Origin of the sequence: Micromonospora lupini str. Lupac 08 (genome assembly GCF_000297395.2) — a bacterium.
GTDB classification, from domain to species: domain Bacteria; phylum Actinomycetota; class Actinomycetes; order Mycobacteriales; family Micromonosporaceae; genus Micromonospora; species Micromonospora lupini.
Genome location: NZ_HF570108.1, coordinates 275170 through 294821, shown reverse-complemented (window position 1 = coordinate 294821; position 19652 = coordinate 275170). Strand labels below are relative to the sequence as shown.

Genomic DNA, 19652 nt, shown 5'->3' with positions numbered 1-19652 from the left:
CACCCGCCTGCCGGCGCCCGGCCCGCCGATCGTGCATCGGCTTGGCACCCGGCGGGGGAACGGTGGAGGATACGGGGATGTCAGCCGAGGCGGGGGCCGCGACGGCCGGGGCCGGGAGCGGGGCCGCCCGGCGTGTGCGCCTGCCCGCCGACCGCCGTACGCCCGCCGCCGCCCGCGCGGTCGTCCGCTCCGTCCTCGCCGAGGCGCACCTGGACGACCTGGTCAACGAGGCGCTGCTGCTCACCACCGAGCTGACCACCAACGCGGTGGAGCACGCCGGCACCGAACTGGACATCGAGGTCGTCGCGGACGGTGTCGGGCTCTCCGTGACCGTCTCCGACTTCGCGCCCAGCTCGGGCAACGACGAGTTGACCGTCGGCACCCGCAACGACGCGACCGAGATCAACGAGGTCTCCGAGCGGGGTCGCGGGCTGCTGCTCGTCGACCACTTCGCCAGCCGCTGGGGCACCACGTACCTGCCGACGGGCAAGGGCGTCTGGTTCCGGCTGGACCGACCCGGGGCCGAACCGGCGGCCGGGTCCAGCGCCGGCGGCACGTCGATGTCGGGCAACCCCGGGTCCGTCGACAGCTCGGCGCCGAGCGCCGGCGCGATGAGCGAACTCATGCAGACCGCCCCCGACGTGTACGCGGACGACCCGCTGCCCGACTTCGCCACCAGCCTGCTCAGCCGGGTCGCCGAGATGGTCGGCGCGGCCGGCGGCGCGATCCGTCTGGACCGGGGCGACGGTCAGGGCCGACAGTTGCTGGCCCGTTTCGGCCGGCAGCCCCGCCCCGACAGCGAGCTGCTGCGCGTGCCGTTGACCGTGCACCGCCCGTACGCCGGGGAGCTGGAGCTGGACGCCGCGCCGTCGGCGTACGCCCGGCCGCTTGCGGTGCTCACCGCCGAGCGCCTGTCGCTGCACCTGGAGAACGACCGGCTGCGCCGGGCGGACGTACGCCGGCAGGCGTGGCTGACGTTCCTGGCCGAGGCGAGCGAGTTGCTGGCCCAGTCGCTGGACGTCGAGCTGACCATGGCGCTGATCCCGCAGTTGGTGGTGCCCCGCCTCGGCCAGTGGTGCGCGGTGCACACCACCGACGAGTGGGGCCGGCTGCGGCTGGCGGCGGCCAGCCACGCCGACGAGTCGATGCTGCCGCAACTGCACAAGGTGCTGGCGGAGACCGGCCCGGACTCGATCCAGGCCCGGTTGCGCGAGGCGTCCCGCAGCGCGGCGCAGATCCCGCTCGGCGGGCCGATGGAGGGCTTCGCGGTCCCGCTGATCGCCCGCGGCCAGCGGCTCGGCACCCTGGCGGTGGGCCGGCACCAACGGCACCGGCACGACCCGGACGAGGTGGCGGTGCTGGAGGACGTGGCCCGGCGGGCCGCGCTGGCGATCGAGAACGCTCGCATCCACGCCGAGCGTCGACGGGTCGCGCAGACGCTCCAGCAGTCCCTGCTGCCGCCCGTGCTGCCCGTGGTGGACGGCATCGGCTTCGCCGCCGAGTACGTGCCGACCGGAGACGACGCCGAGGTGGGTGGCGACTTCTACGACGTGGTGCCGCTGCCCGACGGGCGCTGGCTCGTGGTCATCGGGGACGTCTCGGGCAAGGGCGTCCAGGCGGCGGCGGTGACCGGGCTGGTCCGCGACGTGATCCGGGTGCTGGTCGGCGACGGCAAGCCGCTGCCGGAGGCGCTGGCCCGACTCAACGAGACGCTCGTCGAGCGGGGTGGCGGCCGGTACTGCACGCTGGCCCTGGCGGCGGTCGGCCCGGGCGACGGCGACCACCTGGACGTCTCCCTGCACCTGGCGGGGCACGACCGGCCGGTGCTGCTGGCCGGTGGAGGCGGCGCCCGCTTCGTGGGCACCGGGGGCACGGCGCTGGGCCTGCTCGACACGATCACCTCCCCGACTGCGGAGATCACGCTCGCGCCGGGTGACTCGCTGATCTTCTACACCGATGGCGTCACCGAGCGGCGGCGCGGCCGGGAGCTGTTCGGCACCGACCGGCTGCGGGACGCGGCAGCGCCGCTGGCCGGCTACTCGGCGGACGTGGTCGCCGCCCGACTGCGCGCAGCCGCGATCAACTTCTCGGTCGAGCCGCCCCGGGACGACATCGCCGTGCTGGTGCTCCGCAACGACGCGGTCTGACCGCCGACGCGACCCCAGCGGCTGAGCCCGGGCCAGGCCGCCGCACAACGGGCCACCAAGTCGCGGGCCACCAGGTCACGGGCCGCCGGGTCACGGGCCGCCGCAGCACGGGCCGCCGGGTCACAGGCCACCGGGGAGGCGGCCGGGGGCGAGGCGGTGCTCCGGGTCGAGGTGTTCCTTGGCGGCCTGGAGCCGGGCCAGGCCGGCCAGCTCGCCCCAGAGGTCGACGGCCTGACGCACCGCAGGGGGAGCGGAGACGACCACGCAGCGACCCTGCCGGGCCAGCAGCACGCCGCGGACGGCGGCCAGGATGGACGCCACCCGGTCGGGCGCCACCGCGCCGGGCAGGGCGGCGTGCACGACGCCGAGCCCGGCCGAGCCGCGCACCGGCACGGGAGCGCCTGCCGCGTCGCGCAGGGCGTAGACGGCGGCGTGCAGGTCGCTGATCGGCACCTCCAGGCGCAGCGCCGTGTCGCCGGGCGCGAACGGGTAACGCCGCCACCACGGCGGGGCGGAGTGGGCGACGGTCGCCTCGCCGTGCAGCAGGCCGACCAGCCGCTCGGCGCGCTCGGTGACCTCGGCCGGACCGCCCTCCAGCAGCACGACCAGGCTGCCCGCTCGGGACGGGGCGCCGGACCGGCCGGACATCGACGGGTGGCGCTCGCGGGCGGTGGCGGCCGGGTGGCCCGGCGGATAGGCCGTGCGCGGCCGGGGCAGCCCGCCGGGCAGGTCCAGCTCGATGGCCGCCGGCTCCAGTCGGGCGGCGAGAATCGCCCGGACCAGGTCGTGGACCTCCAGTGGCGTCCACACCGGACGGGACACCCAGAGCCGGCTGGCCGGCACCGGTTGCACCCGCAGGCTCGCCGAGACCAGCACGCCGAGGGCGCCCTGCGAGCCGCAGAGCAGCCGGGCCAGGTCGAGCCCGGGCGCGCCACCACCGGCGCTGACCAGCTCACCGTCGGCGGCGAGGTAGCGAACGCCGAGGAGCTGGTCGCACGGGCTGCCGTGGCGGTGCCGGAGCGGCCCGGCCTCCCCGGCGGCGAGCACCCCGCCCAGCGTCGCGCCCGGCGACGGGGCGTCCATCGCGAGCCGCTGCCCGGTGCGCTCCAGAGTGGCCTGCACCGCCCGCAGCGGGGTGCCCGCTCCCACCTCGGCCACCGGCGCTCCGACCGGCTCGTGGCCGATGCCCGCCAGCCGGCCGGTGTCGAGCATGATGTCGACCTGCGTCGGGGTGGCACCCCAGTCGATCTTCGTGCCGGCGCCCCGGGGAACCACCGCCAGGTCGTGCGCGGCGGCCAGCCGCAGCACCTCGGCCGCGGCGTGCGGGCCACCGGGCACCGCCACCCAGCGGGCCGGGCGGCCGGCCACCTCGTCGGCCGGGCCGGCGAGTCGGGCGAACGGCGGACCGCAGATCGCCGTCAGCCGCCTGGTGATCTCAAGGGCTCCGGACCGGCCGAGGGAACTCGCTGCTGCCGCCATGCCGGCTATCGTACATGTGTTCGAAAGTCGTGGTGACGGCCTTCGGGATGCGGCGGGTCCGGCGCACGGAGTGAGCCGGCCGGTAACGTGGCCGCCGTGACCACCGAGACTGCCCCGCCCGCGGCGAAGCGGGTGCCCACCGAGCGCACCCACCACGGCGACACGGTCGTCGACGAGTACGCCTGGCTCGCCGCCAAGGACGACCCGGAGACGATCGCCTACCTGACCGCCGAGAACGCGTACACCGAGGAGCGCACCGCGCACCTGGCCGCCCTGCGCGCGGACCTGTTCGAGGAGACCCGTCAGCGCACCCGGGAGACGGACCTGTCCGTGCCCACCCGCAAGGGCGGCCACTGGTACTACACCCGGACGATCGAGGGCCAGCAGTACGGGGTGCACTGCCGGCGCGCGGTCCGCGACGGCGAGACCGACCCACCGGTCAGCGCGGACGGCGCCCCGCTCGACGGCGAGGAGGTGCTGCTCGACGGCAACCTGCTGGCCGAGGGGCACGACTTCTTCTCGCTCGGCGCGTTCGACGTCAGCCCGGACGGCCGCTGGCTGGCGTACTCGACCGACTTCTCCGGCGACGAACGGTTCACCCTGCGCGTGAAGGACCTGGGCACCGGCGAGCTGCTGCCGGACGAGGTGCCCGACACGTTCTACGGCACCGCCTGGTCGGCCGACGCGTCGGTGCTGTTCTACGTGACAGTCGACGACGCCTGGCGGCCGAACCGGGTGTGGCGGCACACCATCGGCGCCGCGGCGGCCGACGACGTGGTGGTCCACCAGGAGGACGACGAGCGGTTCTGGGTGGGCGTGGAGCTGACCCGGTCGGAGAAGTTCATCCTGATCGACATCCACAGCAAGATCACCAGCGAGGTGCTGGTGATCCCGGCCGGCAACCCCACCGGGGCGCCGGCCGTGATCGCGCCCCGCCGGCAGGGTGTCGAGTACGCCGTGGAGCACCACGGCCACCGCTTCCTGATCCTGCACAACGACGGCGCGGAGGACTTCGCGCTGGCGTTCACCTCGGCGGACACCCCGGGCGACTGGGTGCCGCTGATCGAGCACACCCCGGGCACCCGCCTGGAGGCGGTCGACGCGTTCGCGAACCACCTGGTGGTGTCGCTGCGCACCGAAGGGCTCACCGGCCTGCGGGTGCTGCCGGTCGGCAGCGACGACTCGTACGACATCGACTTCCCCGAACCGCTCTACAGCGTCGGGTTGGACGCCAACCCGGAGTACCGGACCGGGCAGATCCGGCTACGTTACTCGTCGCTCGTCACCCCCGACTCGGTGTACGACTACGACCTGGTCACCCGCCAGATGGTGCTGCGTAAGCAGAAGCCGGTGCTGCCCGGCCCGGACGGGCGGCCGTACGACCCGGCGGAGTACGAGCAGCACCGCGACTGGGCGCTCGCCGACGACGGCACGCGGGTGCCGATCTCGCTTGTGTGCCGGGTCGGCACGCCCCGGGACGGCTCGGCGCCCTGCGAGCTGTACGGCTACGGCTCGTACGAGGCAAGCATGGACCCCTGGTTCTCGGTGGCCCGCCTGTCCCTGCTGGACCGGGGCGTGGTCTTCGCGGTGGCGCACATCCGCGGCGGTGGCGAGCTGGGCCGGCGCTGGTACGACCAGGGCAAGATGCTGGCCAAGAAGAACACGTTCACCGACTTCGTCGCCTGCGCCCGGCACCTCGTCAAGTCGGGTTGGACGGCCGGCGACCGGCTGGTCGCCAGGGGCGCCTCGGCAGGTGGGCTGCTGATGGGCGCGGTCGCCAACCTCGCCCCGGACGCGTTCACGGGGATCGTGGCGCAGGTGCCGTTCGTGGACGCGCTCACCTCGATCCTCGACCCGTCGCTGCCGCTCACCGTCACCGAGTGGGAGGAGTGGGGCAACCCCCTCGACGACCCCGAGGTCTACGCGTACATGAAGTCGTACACGCCGTACGAGAACGTCGCGGCGGTGGACTACCCGGCGATCCTCGCGGTGACCAGCCTCAACGACACGCGGGTGCTCTACTCCGAGCCGGCGAAGTGGATCGCGCGGCTGCGGGCGACCGCCCCGCAGGGCGACTACCTGCTCAAGACCGAGATGGGCGCCGGGCACGGTGGCCCGAGCGGCCGGTACGACGCGTGGCGCGAGGAGGCGTTCATCAACGCCTGGATCCTGGACCGCCTCGGTCGCGCCTGACCAGCGCCGCCGCACGTCGCATGATCGCGCCCGATCCCGGGAGTGTTCCCAGGATCGAGCGCGATCATGACGGGGCGGGCGCGGTCCGGACCGGGCCGGAAAGGTCACGGGCCTAGACTTTCGGCGTGACCGGGGCAACGGAGGATGACGACGGGTCGGCCGACGAGGCCCGCCGGCGGCCGAGCATCGCGGCCGTCGCCCGGGACCGTCGCGTCTGGCTGATCCTCGCGATCGTCGCCGGCCTCCTGGTGTGTTGCTGCTCGGCGGTCGTCGGCACGCTTGTCGCGCTCTCCGCCGGCCTGCTCAGCGCCTGACGCCGGTCGGCGGTCGGCCCCGACTCAGGCCGTCCGCAGCTCGTCCACCGCCGTGCTCACCCGCAGGAAGAGCAGGCCGACGCCGACCGTCACCAGCACCGCCGCCAGGGCGCCGGCGCCGAGCCAGGCCAGCTGTTCCAGGGGTACGGGGATCACCCGCTCCGCCCCGGCGACCTGCACGATCCGGGTGTACTGGTCGCGGGTCGCCGGATCGTCACAGAGCGCCGCCGTGGCCTCGCACACCACCGTCGACGACCCGCCCGCGCTGACCCTGACGCTGCCGAAGAGTCCTCGGCCGAGCAGCAGTCCGATGGTGAGTGCCAGCAGGATCGCCGGCACCGCCGGGGCCAGCGCCTGCCACGCCACCGATCCGCTCAGCGTGGAACGCGGCACGCCGGTGGCGATCAGCGCGGCGTAGGCGCGGCGGCGGGCGACGATCCCCTCGACCAGCGCGACGAGCAGCCCGCCCGCCGCGATCAGCACCGCCACGGCCACCGCGGCGTCGACCAGGTCCATCGTCGAGAGGTAGAAGGGGTTGGTGCCGGCGTCCACCCCGGCGAGGCGGTTCTGCTCCCGTTCCAGCTCATCCTGGGTGGCGAAGTAGGCGCGCTGCGCCGCCGCGCCGGCACCGAAGATCACGGCCGCCAGCAGCGCGGCGAACGTCCGGCTGCCCGCCCACGGGTCGGCCATCAGCCGGCCCGCCGCGAGCAGCGCCGCCGCGCCACGGGCGTGCCGGTGCAGCAGACGTCCGCAGGTGTGCGAGATCCAGCCGGTGCCGATGACCACACCGATCATCGCGGCGAGGCCACCCGCCAGGACCAGCAGTGGCAGAACCCACCCCCGCACCACGTCGTTCCCGTCGATCCGGTCCATCGCCGGGCGTACGGCGACGAAGGAGACCAGGCCCAGGCCGATCAACAGCCCGGCCCAGGGACGGGGACCCCGTTCCCGCACGGCCTTGCGACTGACCCCGAGCGGGCTGGTCGTGACCGTACGCAGCATCAGGGCGGTGGCTGCCGCCGCGAGCACCGGCAGACCCAGCACCACCGCGACAAGCGCGCCTGTCGACGGCAGCACGTCGGTGGGCAGGGCCAGGCGACCCCGCTCGTCCGGCCGGTGCAGCAGCTCACGACCGACCAGGTAGACGCCCAGCCCGGCAATGGTGCCGAGCAGGCTCGCCAGGCCGGTTTCCAGCACCGCCAGGCGGGTGACCTGACCGGGGGTGGCGCCGGCCAGCCGGAGGGCAGCGAGGCGGCGGTCCCGCGCCGGGGCGCCGAGTCGGGCGCACTGGCCGGCCAGCGCCAGCACCGGGATGGCAAGCATCAGCAGCGCGAACGCCGTCCCCCCGCGCAACCCCGGCTCCCGCAGCAACTCGTTGCGGTACTGCTCGGACTCCGCCCAGGCGTCACCCGCCGGTTTCTGGATCGCCAGCACGGTGAGCGCCGCCAGCCCGGCCAGCGTCGCCAGCAGGGCACTGAGCGCGGTCAGCACCACCCGTGCGGTGTCGGTCCGGTTGCCGGCCAGCGCGAGCCGCACCAACGTCGCCGGCCTCACCGGGCGCCGCCCGCCAACGGCACGTCGAGCCCCAGGCCGGTGTGGTCCACCAGGCCGTCGCGCAGCACGATCTCCCGATCGGCGTACGCCGCGATCCGCGGCTCGTGGGTGACCAGCACGACGGCGGTGCGTTGCTCGCGGGCCAGGCGTACGAGCTGGGTGAGCACCTGCTCGCCGGTCAGCGTGTCGAGCGCGCCGGTCGGCTCGTCGGCGAAGAGCACCCACGGTTCGGTGACCAAGGCACGCGCGGTGGCGCACCGCTGCTGCTGACCTCCGGACATCTCCCCCGGCCGGAGGTCGGCCAGGTCGGCCACCCCGAAGCGTTCCAGCCAGGTGAGCGCCGCCGTCCGTGCCTCTCGCCGCCCCGTGCCGGCGAGGAGCAGGGGCAGGGCCACGTTCTCGGCCGCGGTCAGCTCGGCGACGAGCTGGCCGAACTGGAACAGCACCCCGAACTCGGTGCGCCGCAGCCGGGACCGGGCCGCCTCCGACCAGGTGTCGATCCGGTGGCCGCGCCAGGTGACCTCGCCCGCGTCGGGCCGGAGGATCCCGGCCAGGCAGTGCAGCAGGGTCGACTTGCCGCAGCCACTCGGACCGGTGACCGCGACGATCTCGCCCTCGGCCACGTCGAGCGTCACACCGCGCAGGGCGGGCGTCGGGCCGTACGCCCGAACCACGCCGCGAGCCTGGAGTTGCGTCACGGATGCACCTCCCGGTGCCAGTCGGCGACCCGGCCCAGGGTGGTGTGCAGCCACCGCAGGTCCGCGTCGAGGTGGGCGATCGCGAAGTCGGCCGCGACGACGTCGCTGAGGGTTGCGGCCGGGTCGGCCTTGACCGCCGTCAGCTCCCGCAGCCGTGCGGTGTGGGCGGCCCGCTGGGCGACCAGGTACGACCGGGCGCGGTCGACGTCGGCCACCAGCAGCGCCACCACGACCTTGGCGAAGAGCGTGCTGGCCACGTACGGCATCGGTGGTTCCACAGCGGACAGCCACCGGTCCAGCGTGGCGCGACCCTCACCGGTCAGCTCGTACGCCGTGCGGTCCGGCCCGGAGGCCCGATCCTGGCCGGCGGTGGCCACCAGGCCGTCCCGTTCCAGGCGACCGAGGGTGGCGTAGACCTGCCCGAACGCCAACGGCCGAGCCCGGGGCAACCGCTGGTCGTGCGCACGCTTGAGCTCATACCCGTGCCGGCTGCCCCCAGCGAGCAACCCGAGCAGCACATGCGGCGTGGACACCCGGCACACTATTCACCGAGCGAATACCCAAGTCAACCACCCACCCCGCTCCGACTCCCCTGCCCCGCCCCTCCCGCAGCGGTGATCAAGAGATTTGGGTCAGATTTCGTCGCGCTGATGACGCAAACCTCTTGATCACCGCAGGGGATGGGGTGGAGTCAGGGAGTCCGGGGCCAGGTGGGGGTTCGGCCGGTCCGGGTCAGGAGGCGGTCCAGGTCGGGGTTGGTGGGGGTTGCGGTGGGTTCGGTTGGGGCGGGGTCGGCGAAGACGCCCATCTTGCGGGCGGTCGGGCCCAGCTGCTCGACCAGGGCGTGCAGCTCGGCCACCGCCTCCGGGGCGGGCCGGTAGGGCTGGCCGGTCGCCACGGCGAGGTCCCAGCCGTGCACGATCAGGTCCAGCAGCGCCATGCCGCCGATGACGGTCTGCGGCAGCCCCATGCCGGGTGAGACACCTTCCAGGGTGGACGGGTCGGACCAGGCGGCGACCAGGCGGTCGGTCTCGACCGGGAACCGGTCCCGCCAGCCGTCGTCCAGGTGGTCGGGTTTCTCGGCCCACTCCACCTGCCTCTTCTGAGCCAGGTCCTGGAAGTTCACCACCACCTCGAACAGGTGGTTGAGCAGATCACGGACCACGTAGTCGCGGCACGGAGTGGGCAGGTCGAGCTGGTCGTCGGCGACACCGCGTACCACGTCGACGGTTCGCGGCGCCGCAGCCGCCAGCAGATCGCTAGTCTGAGTGGCCATATGGCCAGCGTATGAGGGTGGTCTTGAAGAAATGCGACAGCGACCGCGTGGCGACAGTCGGGGCATTCTCGACCCGGCGCGGTTGCTGCGCGAGGTCCGCTTCCGGCGGCACCTGCCGGCCGAACCCCTGCGCCTGTGGGTCGAGCACTACTGGTTGATCGACTGGACGTTGAGCGCGCCGTTCGAGCAGCGCATCGTGCCGCACCCGGCGGTCAACGTGGTGTTCCGGAGCGACGACGAGGGCGACCGCGAAAGCGACCGCGACAACGACCGCGACAACGACCGCAACGGCGATCGCGACGGCGTCGGCCACCGCGGCGGGGTGGAGGCCGGCGAGGTGGCCGGGGTGGGCCGCGACCTGTTCCGGATCACGCTCACCGGCACCGGCCGGGTCTGCGGGATCCAGTTCCGCCCAGGTGGCTTCCACCCGTTCTGGCGTCGTTCCGTGGCCGAGTTGACCGGACGTCGACTGCCGCTGCCCGTCGGCCGGCTGACCGGTCCCACCCATCCGGTGTGCGCGGGCAGCGACGCCGACCGCTGTCGCGCGCTCGATGCGGCACTCACCGCGTGGGCGCCCGACCCGGACCCGGCCGCCGCGGAGGCCGTCCGGCTGGCCGAGTCCATCCGGGCCGACCGGACGGTGCTGCGCGTCGACGATTTCGCCGCGCGGCACGACGTCCCGGTCCGCCGGCTGCAACGGCTCTTCACTGAGTACGTGGGGGTCGGCCCGAAGTGGGTGATCCGCCGCTACCGCCTCCAGGAGGCAGTCGAGCGGGCCGCCGGGGCTCCGCTCGACTGGGCGGGACTCGCCGCCAACCTCGGCTACAGCGACCAGGCCCACCTGGTCCGCGACTTCACCGCCGTCGCCGGGGTGTCACCCGCCGCGTACGCGCGCTCGGTGCACTGAGCCGCCAGCGCAGCGGGCCCTCAGCGACGGCGCAGGACTACCACGGCGACGTCGTCCTGGATCTTGGACGGGGCCAGTTCCACAAGCAGGCGGGCGCAGAACTCGTCCAGGTCGTCGTCGACGGTGGCGGCCACCGCGGCGAGCGCGGCCAGCCCCTCGTCGATGGTGGCGTCCCGACGCTCGATCAACCCGTCGGTGTAGAACACAAGCGTGGCGCCGGCCGGCAGGACGAACTCCAGGTCGGCCGGTCGGGGCGCGCGGACGCCGAGCAGTGGCGCCGAGTGCTGCACGAACTCGATCTTGCCGTTCTGCTGGAGCAGCGGGGGGAGATGGCCGGCGCTGGCCAGCCGGACCCGCCCGGTCGGCGGGTGCAGCAGCAGGACGCAGAGCGTGGCCAACTCGTTCGGCAGCAGGGTCCGCATCAGCTCGTTGACCCGGTGCAGGATCTCGCCGGGCTGGTGCCCCTCGACCGCGTACGCCCGCACCGCGTGCCGCAGCTCGGCCATCACGGTGGCCGCGTGCAGCGAGTGGCCCGCCACGTCGCCGATCGCCAGCAGCAGGTGCCCGTCGAGCATCACCAGCTCGTAGAAGTCACCGCCCACCTCGGTCTGCGCGCTGGCCGGCTCGTAGCGCACCGCGAGGTCCAGGCCGGCCACCGTCGGCAGGCTGCGTGGGAGGAGGCTGCGCTGGAGGGTGACGGCGATCCGGTGCTCCTCGTCGAAGGAGCGCTGGGCCTCGACCGCCGCCGCGACGGCCTGGGCGAGCTGCACGAGCACCGGCGTCCGGGCGGTCTGGGTGGCGGTGGGGACCACCACGTACAGCGGGGCCCGGTCCTCCCGCAGCCGGGCGGCGGCCACCGTCACCGTGTCGTCCGCCGGCCAGGCCAGCAGCCCCCAGTTCGCCGGAACCTCCACCTTGACCGTTGCGCCCGTGGGCACCCCGGTGTCGTCGACGACCCACGGCACGATTGCCGCCTCGGCGCCCGGGCCGGCGCAGATCCCGGCCAGACAGTCGCCGTCGAACGTCTCGGCGATCACCGCCGCCGGGCTCTTGAAGATCTGCGCGGCCCCCTCCGCGGCGACCTCGAGCAGCCGCGCGAAGGTCGACGCGGCGTGCACCGCCACTGTGGTGTCGGCGAGGCCGAGGAGCCGCTCGGCGAGCAGTTCGGCACGCTTGCGGGCCTGGTAGTAGCGCAGGACCGCCCGGCTGGTGGCGATCAGCTCCTCCGGCTCGATCGGCTCGGCCAGGTAGGCGTCGGCACCCCGGGTGAGCCCCTGGGCCCGGTCGGCGACGTCCACGGCGTGCGCGGAGACGTGGATCACCGGCAACACCGGGTGCGCCGCCTTGATCCGTTCGCAGACCTCGTAGCCGCTCAGATCGGGCAGCCGGACGTCGAGCACCACCAGGTCGATCCGGTCCGTGTCGACGCGAGCCAGCGCCTCGGCGCCGTTCTCCGCTTCGAGGACTGTGTACCCGGCCCGGGTCAGCCAGCTGACCAGCAGGTAGCGCTTGGTACGACTGTCATCGACCACCAGGACGGTCGCCGGGCCGCCGTCCACCGTCACGCTCCGCCTGTCGGCAGGGAGACGGTGAACGTGCTGCCCCGGCCCGGCTCGCTGGCCAGCTCCAGGGTGCCCCCGAGCAGGGTCACCAGCCGCCGGGCGTACGGCAGGCCGAGGCCGGTGCCGCCGACCCGGGTCGCCCCCGGCACCTGGTAGAACTCCTCGAAGATCCGATCGTGCAGCTCGGGCGCGATGCCCGGGCCGGTGTCACTGACCTCGAAATTCCACCGGTCGTCCCGCCGTCGGGCGCGCAGCCGCACCTCGCCGCGCTCGGTGAACTTCAACCCGTTGTGCAGCAGGTTGCGCAACACCTGGCCGAGCAGCACCTCGTCGGTGCGGAGCACGGCCGGCTCGGTCGGCTCCTCCACCACGAGGCCCACACCCGGCCGGGTGGCGAGCGCCCGCATGGTGCCGCGCAGTTGACCGAAGACCGGGCGCAGATCCACGTCCGCCCAGTCCGGCTCGATGCGGCCCGACTCGGCCTTGGCGAGATCCAGCAGTTCGTTGACCAGCCCGAGCAGATCCTCCGCCGACGAGCGGATGAGGCCCACCTGGCGGGCCTGCTCGGCGGTGAGCGGGTCGGAGGAGGAGTCGGCGAGCAGCCGCCCCAACCCGATGATCGCGGTGACCGGGGCGCGCAGTTCGTGGCTCACGTTCGCCAGGAAGCGGCTCTTCGACTCGCTCGCGGCGCGCAGTTGGGCCGACTTCTCGTCCAGCTCGGCGTAGAGGGCGACGACGCCCCGGTTGGTCGCCTCCAGCTCCTCGGTGAGCTGGTTGTAGAGCGCCAGCACACCGCGGTTGGTCTCGGCCAGCTCGTCGTTCAGCACCGCCAGCTCGTCGCGCTGGCTGCGTACCTCGTCGAGTGCGGCGATGAGCTGGCCGTTCTGCACGGTCAACTCGTCCAGCGCGCTGCCCGGCGCGGTGCGGCCGAGTTCAGCGCGGAACTCGGCCAGCCGCTCCGGGGTCGGCGTCGGCGCGTTGGCCGGGACTCTTCGGGACATCCGTACGACCGTAACCCCCTCGGCGGTCGACACGCTCAGTGTGTCGACCAGTCGGGACACCGCACCCGACTGTGGCTCGTACCGGCCGTCGGGCAGCGGACCCACCGGGGCCAGGTCGGCGCGGAGGTGGAACCGGCCGTCGGGTCCCGCGTCGATGTGGAACGCGACGTCCGCGCCGCCGGTCATGCGCAGCAGGTCCCGGGCGACCTCGCTGAGCGCGGTGGCGATCCGGACCTGGTCCTGGTGTTCGAGGCCCACCACGCCGGCCACCTCGCGGCCGCGCTGGCGGATGACGAAGATGTCCTGCTCGACCCGCAGCGCCATCTGCAACAGCGGCAGCGCGGCCGGCTCGGCGGTCATGCCCAGGACCTCGCGACCAGAACGCAGGCGTCGTCGCGCCGCAGCCCGGCGTCGCGCAGCAGGGTCGCCGCCATCACCAGCGGAGACCGTTCGGCGAGACCCGGGTAGTCGGTCAACCGCCAGCGGTCGACCACTCCGTCGCTGTGCATCACCAGCCGGGCGCCCGGCCCGAACGGGTAGTCGTAGCCGCGGACCGTCGGCCGCTGGTGCCCGGCGATACCGGGCAGCGACACCAGCCCCCGGCGCTGACCGTCGCCCTCGACGATCACCCCGGCGATGTTGCCCAGCCCGGCGTAGTGCAGCACCCCGGCCGCCAGCTCGGCGACCGCGAGCGCGGCGCCGCGGGTGTGCGACATGCTCCGGTGCAGGTGACTGACCACCGCGGCCGGTGGGCTGGCCGGGGCGTCACGGAAGGCCGCGAGCGCCGCCTCGGTGGCGGCGGCGGCCAACGGGCCGTGCCCCAGTCCGTCGCTGACCAACACCTGGTGCCGGCCGTCGGCGAGCCGGACGGCGTACCCGTCGCCGCTGACCGTCTCGCCGGTGATCGGCCGGGTGAGGGCGCCGGCCCAGGACGGTTGGGCCGGTTCGGCCGGCCAGACCTGCACGGCGAGGACGGTGCCCCGGCCAGGCAGGGAGTATCCGTCGAACCAGCTCGCCTGGCGGACGATGGCGCCGAGGCCGATGCCGAGCGTGCCAGTGGTGGAGTGCCCGTCCTGGGACGACACGGTGAGGTCGGCCATGCCGGGCCCGGAGTCGATGGCCACCAGCTCCACGCCGGCCTGCCCGGCGCGGCGGACCGGCCGGAGCAGCAGGACGCCGTTGTCGGCGTGCTTGACGAGGTTGCTGGTCAGTTCGGCGGCGACGATGGCCAGGTCGGCGATGCGCGTCGCACCCATCTCGATCTGCTCGCCGAGGCGTTCCGCGGCCCGCCGTACGGCGCTGGCGGCGCTGCTGGCCTCCACGCGGAACCAGATGCCGCTGTCGGTGACCGCGTCCCCGTTCACCTGGACCACTTGGTGACCGTGATCCGCGTGCCGGTCTCCGCCGACGTCTCGATCTCGAACTCGTCGACCAGTCGGCGGGATCCGCTGAGCCCGAGGCCGAGCCCGCCGCCTGTGGTGTAGCCGTCGGTCAGGGCCATGTCGAGGTCGGCGATGCCGGGGCCCGAGTCGGCGAAGACGATCCGGACGCCCTTGCGACGCCCGTTGTCCACGGTCGTCACCTCCACGGTGCCGCCACCGCCGTACACCAGGGTGTTGCGGGCCAGCTCGCTCGCCGCGGTGACCACCTTGGTCTGGTCGACAAGCGACAGCTTGACGGCGACCGCCACCGTGCGGACCAGTTGCCGGACGCGGACCACGTCCTCGTCGCTGCGGACCGACTGCGCCTGCGGCTGGCCCAGGTCGACGCCCGCGGTCACGGCGTGGCCGTCTCGGCGTCCGGATCGTCGTCGAGCTGGTAGTCGAGCTCGTCGGCGCGGGCCGCCGCGATCAGCTCCATGCCGCGCTCGACGTTCAGCGCGGTACGGATGCCGTTCAGCGACAGCCCCAGTTCGACAAGGGTGATGGCGACGGCGGGTCGCATGCCGACCACCACCGTCTCCGCGTCGAGGACCTTGGAGATCGACGCGATGGTGGAGAGCATCCGTCCGACGAAGGAGTCGACGATGTCCAGCGCGGTGATGTCGATGATGACGCCGTGGCAGCCGGTGGCCACGATCCGCTCGGCGAGGTCGTCCTGGAGCTGGACCGCCGTCTGGTCGGACATGTCGAGCTGGATGGAGACGAGCAGGATGTCACCGATCTTGAGGATCGGCACGCGCTCCATCAGGCGTCCCGGCGTGGCTGGCGACGAGCGGTCTCCACCCCGGTGAGCCGCAGCACGTGGCGCAGCGCGTCGGCGAGGCTGGCCTTGGTGGCGATGTCGCCGAACTCGATGCCGAGCGCCACGATGGTCTGCGCGATCTGCGGACGGATGCCGGAGATGATGCAGTCGGCGCCCATCAGCCGGGCGGCCACCACGGTCTTCAGGATGTGCTGGGCGACCTGGGTGTCCACCGCGGGGACGCCGGTGATGTCGATGATCGCGTACGGGGAGCCGGTGTCGACCAGGGTCTGCAGCAGCCGCTCCATGACCACCTGGGCGCGGGCCGAGTCCAGAGTGCCGACCAGCGGGACGGCGACCACGCCCTCCCAGAGCTTGACCACCGGGGTGGAGAGTTCGAGCAGCTGCTCGGCCTGGTCGGCGATCAGGCTCTCTCGGGTGCGTACGAAGCTCTCGAAGGTGAACAGGCCCAGCTCGTCGACGAGCTTGGAGAAGGCGACGTAGTCGTGCAGCGCGTTCGCGCCGCCGGCCTCCTGCACCAGCTCGGCCAGCACGTCCTTGAGCGCGAAGATGCTGATCGTCGTCTCGGTGGCGGAGAAGCCCTGCCGGGCCCTGCCCCGGGACAGTTCGGAGAGCGCCGCCCGCAGCTCGCCGGCGCTCTCGGCGGACAGGTCGATGGCGCCCTGCTCACCCGTGCCGACGATGGCCCGGTGCAGGTCCTCGACCTGCCGGCGCAGCTCGGCGTGGCTCAGCCGGCCCCGCAGCGAACCGGCAACGATGTCGGTCCACCGCTGCGTGACCCGCTCGGCGTGCCCACCCAGCAGCGCGACGAGCCGACCACTTTCCTCGGCGTTCAACGCCATCGTGAAACCCCCCTCGACCTGGACCGGCCGGACTCTATCACCGGGAACCAGGCAACTACTTGCCCCACAGCAATGGAATGATGATGGCCACCGGATGCCGGCTCCCGTTCTGCGTGGGACCACCGTCGTGGGATACCGTTCCCCCGATAACAGGAGGTCTGGCGAATGTCCCTGACGGTGCACACGGAACAACGCGGCGACGTGGTCGTCGTGTCGGTCGCGGGCGAGCTGGACATGGCAACCGCACCGCAGTTGCAGGACCAGATCACCGACCTGCTCGACAAGGGCCGTAACCGGCTGGTGTTCGACCTGGCGGACGTCTCGTTCTGCGACTCGACCGGGCTGTCGGTGTTCGTTCGCGCCAAGAACAGCTGTGACGAGGCCGGCGGTGTGGTGCGGTTGGCCGCTCCGCAGCGCGGGGTGCTGCGCATCCTCGAGGTGAGCGGGCTCGTCGAGGTGCTGCACACCTATCCGACTGTGGACGAGGCCGTCGCCGGCGAACCGACTCCGGCGTCCTCCTGACCGCTGTCGCGCCCTACTCGTCCTCGACGTAGCGGGGACGGGCGATCGCCATGCCCGCGGCCGTCTGCACGACAAGTGCGCCCAGCAGGAACCCGATCGGCGCCGTCCACCCGCCGGTGACCTCGTAGAGGATGCCGACCAGCAGCGGGCCGAGAGCGGCGATCACGTACCCGGTGCTCTGCGCGAACGCGGAGAGCGCGACGGTCCCCTCGGCGGTGCGCGCGCGCAGACCGATCGTCGTCAGGATCATCGGGAACGCGCCCTGTCCGAGCGCCAGCAGGGCCACCCAGAGCAGTGCGGCGCCGTGCGGAGCGAACGCCAGCCCCAGGTAGGCAAGCGCCGAGGCGGCGGTCAGGCCGAGCACCAGCGGACGCAGGGTGGCGAGCCGGCCGGCGACTGTGGGCATCAGCAGCGCGATCGGCACCCCGAGCGCGGTCACCCCGGCGAGCAGCAGCCCGGCCGACTCCGGCTGGTAGCCGGCGTCGCGGAAGAGCTGGGCCAGCCAGCCCATGATCGCGTACCCGCTGAGCGACTGCGCCCCGAAGTAGACCGCCATGGCCCAGCCCAGCCGGGTCCGCGCGGGCCGGACCCGCGTGGGCGCGGCGACGGCCGCCGTCGGGGTCGCGCGCCGCGCGCCCGCCCGGGTCCGCAGCGCCAGCGGCACCCACGGGAGTACGGCCACCGCGGCCAGCGCCGCCCAGACGCCCAGGCCGGCCCGCCAGGAGCCGAAGGCGTGCGCGATCGGCACCGCGCTGGCCGCGGCCACGGTCGTGCCCAGGGTCAACGCCATGGTGTACGCCCCGGTGACGAGGCCGGTCCGGTGGCCGAAGTGCTGCTTGACAAGCATCGGCAGCAGGATGTTGGCGACCGCGATGCCGGCCAGGGCCAGCGCGCTCGTGAACACGAAGATCCAGGCCGAGTCGGTCGCCGCCCGGAGCACCTGACCGGCGGCCAGGGCGATCATGGCGACCACCAGCACCCGGGCCGGCGCGACCCGGCGGACCAGCCACGGGGTGAGCGCGCCGAGGCCGGCGAACGCGATGGTCGGCAGTGTGGTGACCAGACCGGCCATGGTGCCGGAGAGCCCCAGGCCGTCGCGGATCTCGTCGAGCAGGGCGCCGAGGCTGGTGACGGCGGTGCGCAGGTTGAGCGCGACCAGCAGCATCCCGACAAGCACGAGCGCGCCACCGGTCGCCGGGTGCGGCCGCCGGCCCACGGGGTCGCGCGTCGGGCGGATATCGACGGCGGGACCGGGCGGGGCCAAAGCGGCGACGGGTGGCGGGGTCATGACCTCTAACCTACAATCATGGGATGAATTCTGGGCCGGTGATGTAACCAGTGCCACCGTCGGTCGATTCCCCCTCCGCACCGCCGGCACCGCCCCGCGGCCAGTCCGCCGTGCCGCCCCGCGGCCAGTCCGCAGTGCCGCCCCGCGGCCATCGCGTCCGGCAGACGATCGAGCAGCTCCGGGCCCGGATCCTGGGCGGCGAGTGGCCGGTCGGCGGGCGCATCCCCACCGAGCCACAGCTGGTCGCCGCGCTCGGCGTCGGACGCAACACGGTCCGGGAGGCCGTCCGCGCCCTCGTGCACGCCGGGGTGCTGGAGTGCCGGCAGGGCTCCGGCACGTATGTGGTGTCCACCGACGAACTGGCGCCGGTGGTGGCCCGCCGACTGGGCGACGACCGGATGACCGAGGTCATCGAGGTGCGGCGCGCGTTCGAGGTGGAGGCCGCCCGGCTCGCCGCGCTGAGGCGTACACCTGCCGACCTGGCGGCGCTCGACGGCGCGCTCGCCGACCGCGAGGCGGCCTGGCGCGGCGGCCGGGTCGACGCGTTCGTCGAGGCCGACGCGGCGCTGCACGTCGCGGTGGTCGCCGCCGCGCACAACGCCATGCTCGCCGAGCTGTACGCCTCGGTCGGCACGGCCCTGCGCAGCACGGTCGCCCAGGCGATGGGTAGCGCGCTCACGCCCGAGCGCTACGTCGACCACACCCGACTGGTCGAGGCGATCCGGGCCGGCGATCCGAGCCGGGCGGCGATCGAAGCCGGCGCTTTTCTGGAGCCCGCCCAAGGGGCATAGGTTGTCCGCGACGGAAAAACGGACACCTCGGGAGTACGGATGCTCAAGGGCTTCAAAGATTTCATCATGCGCGGCAACGTCGTCGACCTGGCGGTCGGTGTCGTCATCGGCGCCGCGTTCACGGGCGTGGTCACCCAGCTCACCAAGTCGTTCCTCGAACCGCTGGTCCGGGTGATCATCGTCTTGATCACCGGGAACAAGAACGGCCTCACCGGCTCGGTCCCCACGTTCCGGGAGATCCCGTTCGACTGGGTGGCGTTCGTCAACGCGGTGATCACCTTCCTGCTGACCGCGATGGCGCTCTACTTCCTGGTCGTCTACCCGATGAACCGGCTCGCCGAGCGGCGCAAGCGGGGCGAGGAGCCGCCGCCCTCGGCGCCCAGCGAAGAGGTCAAGCTGCTCACCGAGATCCGGGACGCCCTCGTCTCCGCCGGGCACACCACCCCCGGTCAGCAGCGCGGGGCGCTTGACGACGTGCTGGGCCGTCGCACCGACCCGCCGATGCAGCGCTGACCCGAACGGATGCACATCGGCCCCTGCGGGAATCCCGCAGGGGCCGCACTTTCTCGTACGTGTGTTCGATAGAGTCCCGCCATGGAGCAGCGCAAGCACTGGTGGAACGGGAAATGGGGGCGACTCGCCCGACGGGACGTGTTCCTGCGGGTGGACGCCGACCGGTGGCACGTCGAGCAGCGGGCCGGCGGCGCCGAGGGCATTTCCCGGTTCTACGAGTACGGCAGTGCGGACGAGGCCGAGGAGACGGTCCGGGCGCTGCTCGACGGCACGGACACCTGGCGGGAGCTCTCCCCGCGCCCACCGGGCAGCTGGACCCTCCCGAACAACTGAACGGCTGAACGGACAGACGAGCCTGCG

20 protein-coding genes are annotated in these 19652 nt (G+C 73.3%); 8 read left to right on the top strand and 12 right to left on the bottom strand.

The features are described from left to right. The first annotated feature begins 77 nt into the window (after positions 1-77). Positions 78-2147 carry a SpoIIE family protein phosphatase gene (locus tag MILUP08_RS02585; protein ID WP_007454482.1) on the top strand — a complete coding sequence of 690 codons (2070 nt, stop codon included), beginning with the start codon at positions 78-80 and terminating at the stop codon, positions 2145-2147. A gap of 120 nt (positions 2148-2267) precedes the next feature. Here the strand turns inward: MILUP08_RS02585 and MILUP08_RS02580 are convergent, their stop codons facing one another. Next, positions 2268-3626, bottom strand: coding sequence for an FAD-binding oxidoreductase (locus MILUP08_RS02580; protein WP_007454481.1), 1359 nt, complete (start codon positions 3624-3626; stop codon positions 2268-2270). Between the two features lie 96 nt (positions 3627-3722). Between MILUP08_RS02580 and MILUP08_RS02575 the strand changes: the two genes are divergently transcribed. Both MILUP08_RS02575 and MILUP08_RS02570 read left to right on the top strand, forming a co-directional pair. Continuing rightward, entirely contained in the window at positions 3723-5819 is a 2097-nt protein-coding gene (locus tag MILUP08_RS02575) for a S9 family peptidase (protein WP_039907184.1), read from the top strand. Between the two features lie 125 nt (positions 5820-5944). Then, positions 5945-6133, top strand: a complete 189-nt coding sequence (locus tag MILUP08_RS02570) for a hypothetical protein (RefSeq protein ID WP_007454479.1) — start codon at positions 5945-5947, stop codon at positions 6131-6133. A 24-nt stretch (positions 6134-6157) separates the two neighbouring features. Here the strand turns inward: MILUP08_RS02570 and MILUP08_RS02565 are convergent, their stop codons facing one another. The 4 genes from MILUP08_RS02565 to MILUP08_RS02550 all read right to left on the bottom strand — a co-directional run bounded on the left by MILUP08_RS02565 (position 6158) and on the right by MILUP08_RS02550 (position 9661). Beyond that, on the bottom strand, positions 6158-7687 hold the full coding sequence (locus MILUP08_RS02565; RefSeq protein WP_007454478.1) for an FtsX-like permease family protein: 1530 nt from the start codon (positions 7685-7687) through the stop codon (positions 6158-6160). Then, positions 7684-8385, bottom strand: a complete 702-nt coding sequence (locus MILUP08_RS02560; protein ID WP_007454477.1) for an ABC transporter ATP-binding protein — start codon at positions 8383-8385, stop codon at positions 7684-7686. Before MILUP08_RS02560 ends, MILUP08_RS02565 begins: the two co-directional genes overlap by 4 nt. Continuing rightward, the gene (locus tag MILUP08_RS02555; RefSeq protein WP_007454476.1) at positions 8382-8918 is read right to left on the bottom strand and encodes a PadR family transcriptional regulator; all 537 of its coding nucleotides are present in this window, start codon (positions 8916-8918) and stop codon (positions 8382-8384) included. The genes MILUP08_RS02560 and MILUP08_RS02555 overlap by 4 nt, the downstream gene beginning before the upstream one ends. A 158-nt stretch (positions 8919-9076) precedes the next feature. Continuing rightward, positions 9077-9661 carry a TIGR03086 family metal-binding protein gene (locus MILUP08_RS02550; RefSeq protein ID WP_007454475.1) on the bottom strand — a complete coding sequence of 195 codons (585 nt, stop codon included), beginning with the start codon at positions 9659-9661 and terminating at the stop codon, positions 9077-9079. A 31-nt stretch (positions 9662-9692) separates the two neighbouring features. Here MILUP08_RS02550 and MILUP08_RS02545 point away from each other — a divergent pair, with 31 nt between their 5' ends. Beyond that, a complete protein-coding gene (locus MILUP08_RS02545) occupies positions 9693-10568 on the top strand; it encodes a helix-turn-helix domain-containing protein (RefSeq protein ID WP_007454474.1) in 876 nt (291 codons plus the stop codon). Positions 10569-10588: 20 nt separating this feature from the next. Here the strand turns inward: MILUP08_RS02545 and MILUP08_RS02540 are convergent, their stop codons facing one another. Genes MILUP08_RS02540 through MILUP08_RS02515 form a run of 6 tightly spaced genes read right to left on the bottom strand, consistent with a single transcriptional unit; the run spans position 10589 to position 16178 of the window. Beyond that, a complete protein-coding gene (locus MILUP08_RS02540) occupies positions 10589-12127 on the bottom strand; it encodes a SpoIIE family protein phosphatase (RefSeq protein WP_039907183.1) in 1539 nt (512 codons plus the stop codon). Positions 12128-12129: 2 nt separating this feature from the next. Then, entirely contained in the window at positions 12130-13491 is a 1362-nt protein-coding gene (locus MILUP08_RS02535; RefSeq protein WP_007454472.1) for a sensor histidine kinase, read from the bottom strand. Further along, entirely contained in the window at positions 13488-14495 is a 1008-nt protein-coding gene (locus tag MILUP08_RS02530; RefSeq protein ID WP_007454471.1) for a SpoIIE family protein phosphatase, read from the bottom strand. Before MILUP08_RS02530 ends, MILUP08_RS02535 begins: the two co-directional genes overlap by 4 nt. Further along, on the bottom strand, positions 14492-14911 hold the full coding sequence (locus tag MILUP08_RS02525; protein ID WP_007454469.1) for an ATP-binding protein: 420 nt from the start codon (positions 14909-14911) through the stop codon (positions 14492-14494). The genes MILUP08_RS02530 and MILUP08_RS02525 overlap by 4 nt, the downstream gene beginning before the upstream one ends. After that, a complete protein-coding gene (locus MILUP08_RS02520) occupies positions 14908-15318 on the bottom strand; it encodes an STAS domain-containing protein (RefSeq protein ID WP_007454467.1) in 411 nt (136 codons plus the stop codon). Before MILUP08_RS02520 ends, MILUP08_RS02525 begins: the two co-directional genes overlap by 4 nt. Next, entirely contained in the window at positions 15318-16178 is an 861-nt protein-coding gene (locus MILUP08_RS02515; protein ID WP_007454465.1) for an STAS domain-containing protein, read from the bottom strand. The genes MILUP08_RS02520 and MILUP08_RS02515 overlap by 1 nt, the downstream gene beginning before the upstream one ends. Before the next feature lie 165 nt (positions 16179-16343). On the opposite strand from MILUP08_RS02515, the gene MILUP08_RS02510 reads away from it, so the two are divergent. After that, complete coding sequence (locus MILUP08_RS02510; RefSeq protein WP_007454464.1) at positions 16344-16700, top strand: STAS domain-containing protein; 357 nt, start codon at positions 16344-16346, stop codon at positions 16698-16700. Between the two features lie 13 nt (positions 16701-16713). On the opposite strand, the gene MILUP08_RS02505 is transcribed toward MILUP08_RS02510, so the two are convergent. Then, positions 16714-17865, bottom strand: a complete 1152-nt coding sequence (locus MILUP08_RS02505; RefSeq protein ID WP_237747223.1) for an MFS transporter — start codon at positions 17863-17865, stop codon at positions 16714-16716. Between the two features lie 233 nt (positions 17866-18098). Here MILUP08_RS02505 and MILUP08_RS02500 point away from each other — a divergent pair, with 233 nt between their 5' ends. From MILUP08_RS02500 to MILUP08_RS02490, 3 genes are all read left to right on the top strand, one after another. Next, positions 18099-18779: a FadR/GntR family transcriptional regulator gene (locus MILUP08_RS02500; protein WP_007454460.1), complete on the top strand. Its 681-nt coding sequence runs from the start codon at positions 18099-18101 to the stop codon at positions 18777-18779. A gap of 39 nt (positions 18780-18818) precedes the next feature. Further along, positions 18819-19292, top strand: coding sequence for a large conductance mechanosensitive channel protein MscL (mscL, locus tag MILUP08_RS02495; RefSeq protein WP_007454458.1), 474 nt, complete (start codon positions 18819-18821; stop codon positions 19290-19292). Positions 19293-19373: 81 nt separating this feature from the next. Continuing rightward, positions 19374-19625: a hypothetical protein gene (locus MILUP08_RS02490; protein ID WP_007454456.1), complete on the top strand. Its 252-nt coding sequence runs from the start codon at positions 19374-19376 to the stop codon at positions 19623-19625. The last annotated feature ends 27 nt before the right edge of the window (positions 19626-19652 follow it).

Excerpts from the sequence above, each read along its gene's own strand:
- MILUP08_RS02550 (WP_007454475.1), bottom strand. The coding sequence starts at position 9,661 with ATGGCCACTCAGACTAGCGATCTGCTGGCGGCTGCGGCGCCGCGAACC.
- MILUP08_RS02510 (WP_007454464.1), top strand. The coding sequence starts at position 16,344 with ATGTCCCTGACGGTGCACACGGAACAACGCGGCGACGTGGTCGTCGTG.
- MILUP08_RS02545 (WP_007454474.1), top strand. The coding sequence starts at position 9,693 with ATGCGACAGCGACCGCGTGGCGACAGTCGGGGCATTCTCGACCCGGCG.
- MILUP08_RS02505 (WP_237747223.1), bottom strand. The coding sequence starts at position 17,865 with ATGCTGCTGGTCGCGCTCAACCTGCGCACCGCCGTCACCAGCCTCGGC.
- MILUP08_RS02515 (WP_007454465.1), bottom strand. The coding sequence starts at position 16,178 with ATGGCGTTGAACGCCGAGGAAAGTGGTCGGCTCGTCGCGCTGCTGGGT.
- MILUP08_RS02490 (WP_007454456.1), top strand. The coding sequence starts at position 19,374 with ATGGAGCAGCGCAAGCACTGGTGGAACGGGAAATGGGGGCGACTCGCC.
- MILUP08_RS02585 (WP_007454482.1), top strand. The coding sequence starts at position 78 with ATGTCAGCCGAGGCGGGGGCCGCGACGGCCGGGGCCGGGAGCGGGGCC.
- mscL (WP_007454458.1), top strand. The coding sequence starts at position 18,819 with ATGCTCAAGGGCTTCAAAGATTTCATCATGCGCGGCAACGTCGTCGAC.
- MILUP08_RS02580 (WP_007454481.1), bottom strand. The coding sequence starts at position 3,626 with ATGGCGGCAGCAGCGAGTTCCCTCGGCCGGTCCGGAGCCCTTGAGATC.
- MILUP08_RS02535 (WP_007454472.1), bottom strand. The coding sequence starts at position 13,491 with ATGACCGCCGAGCCGGCCGCGCTGCCGCTGTTGCAGATGGCGCTGCGG.
- MILUP08_RS02520 (WP_007454467.1), bottom strand. The coding sequence starts at position 15,318 with ATGGAGCGCGTGCCGATCCTCAAGATCGGTGACATCCTGCTCGTCTCC.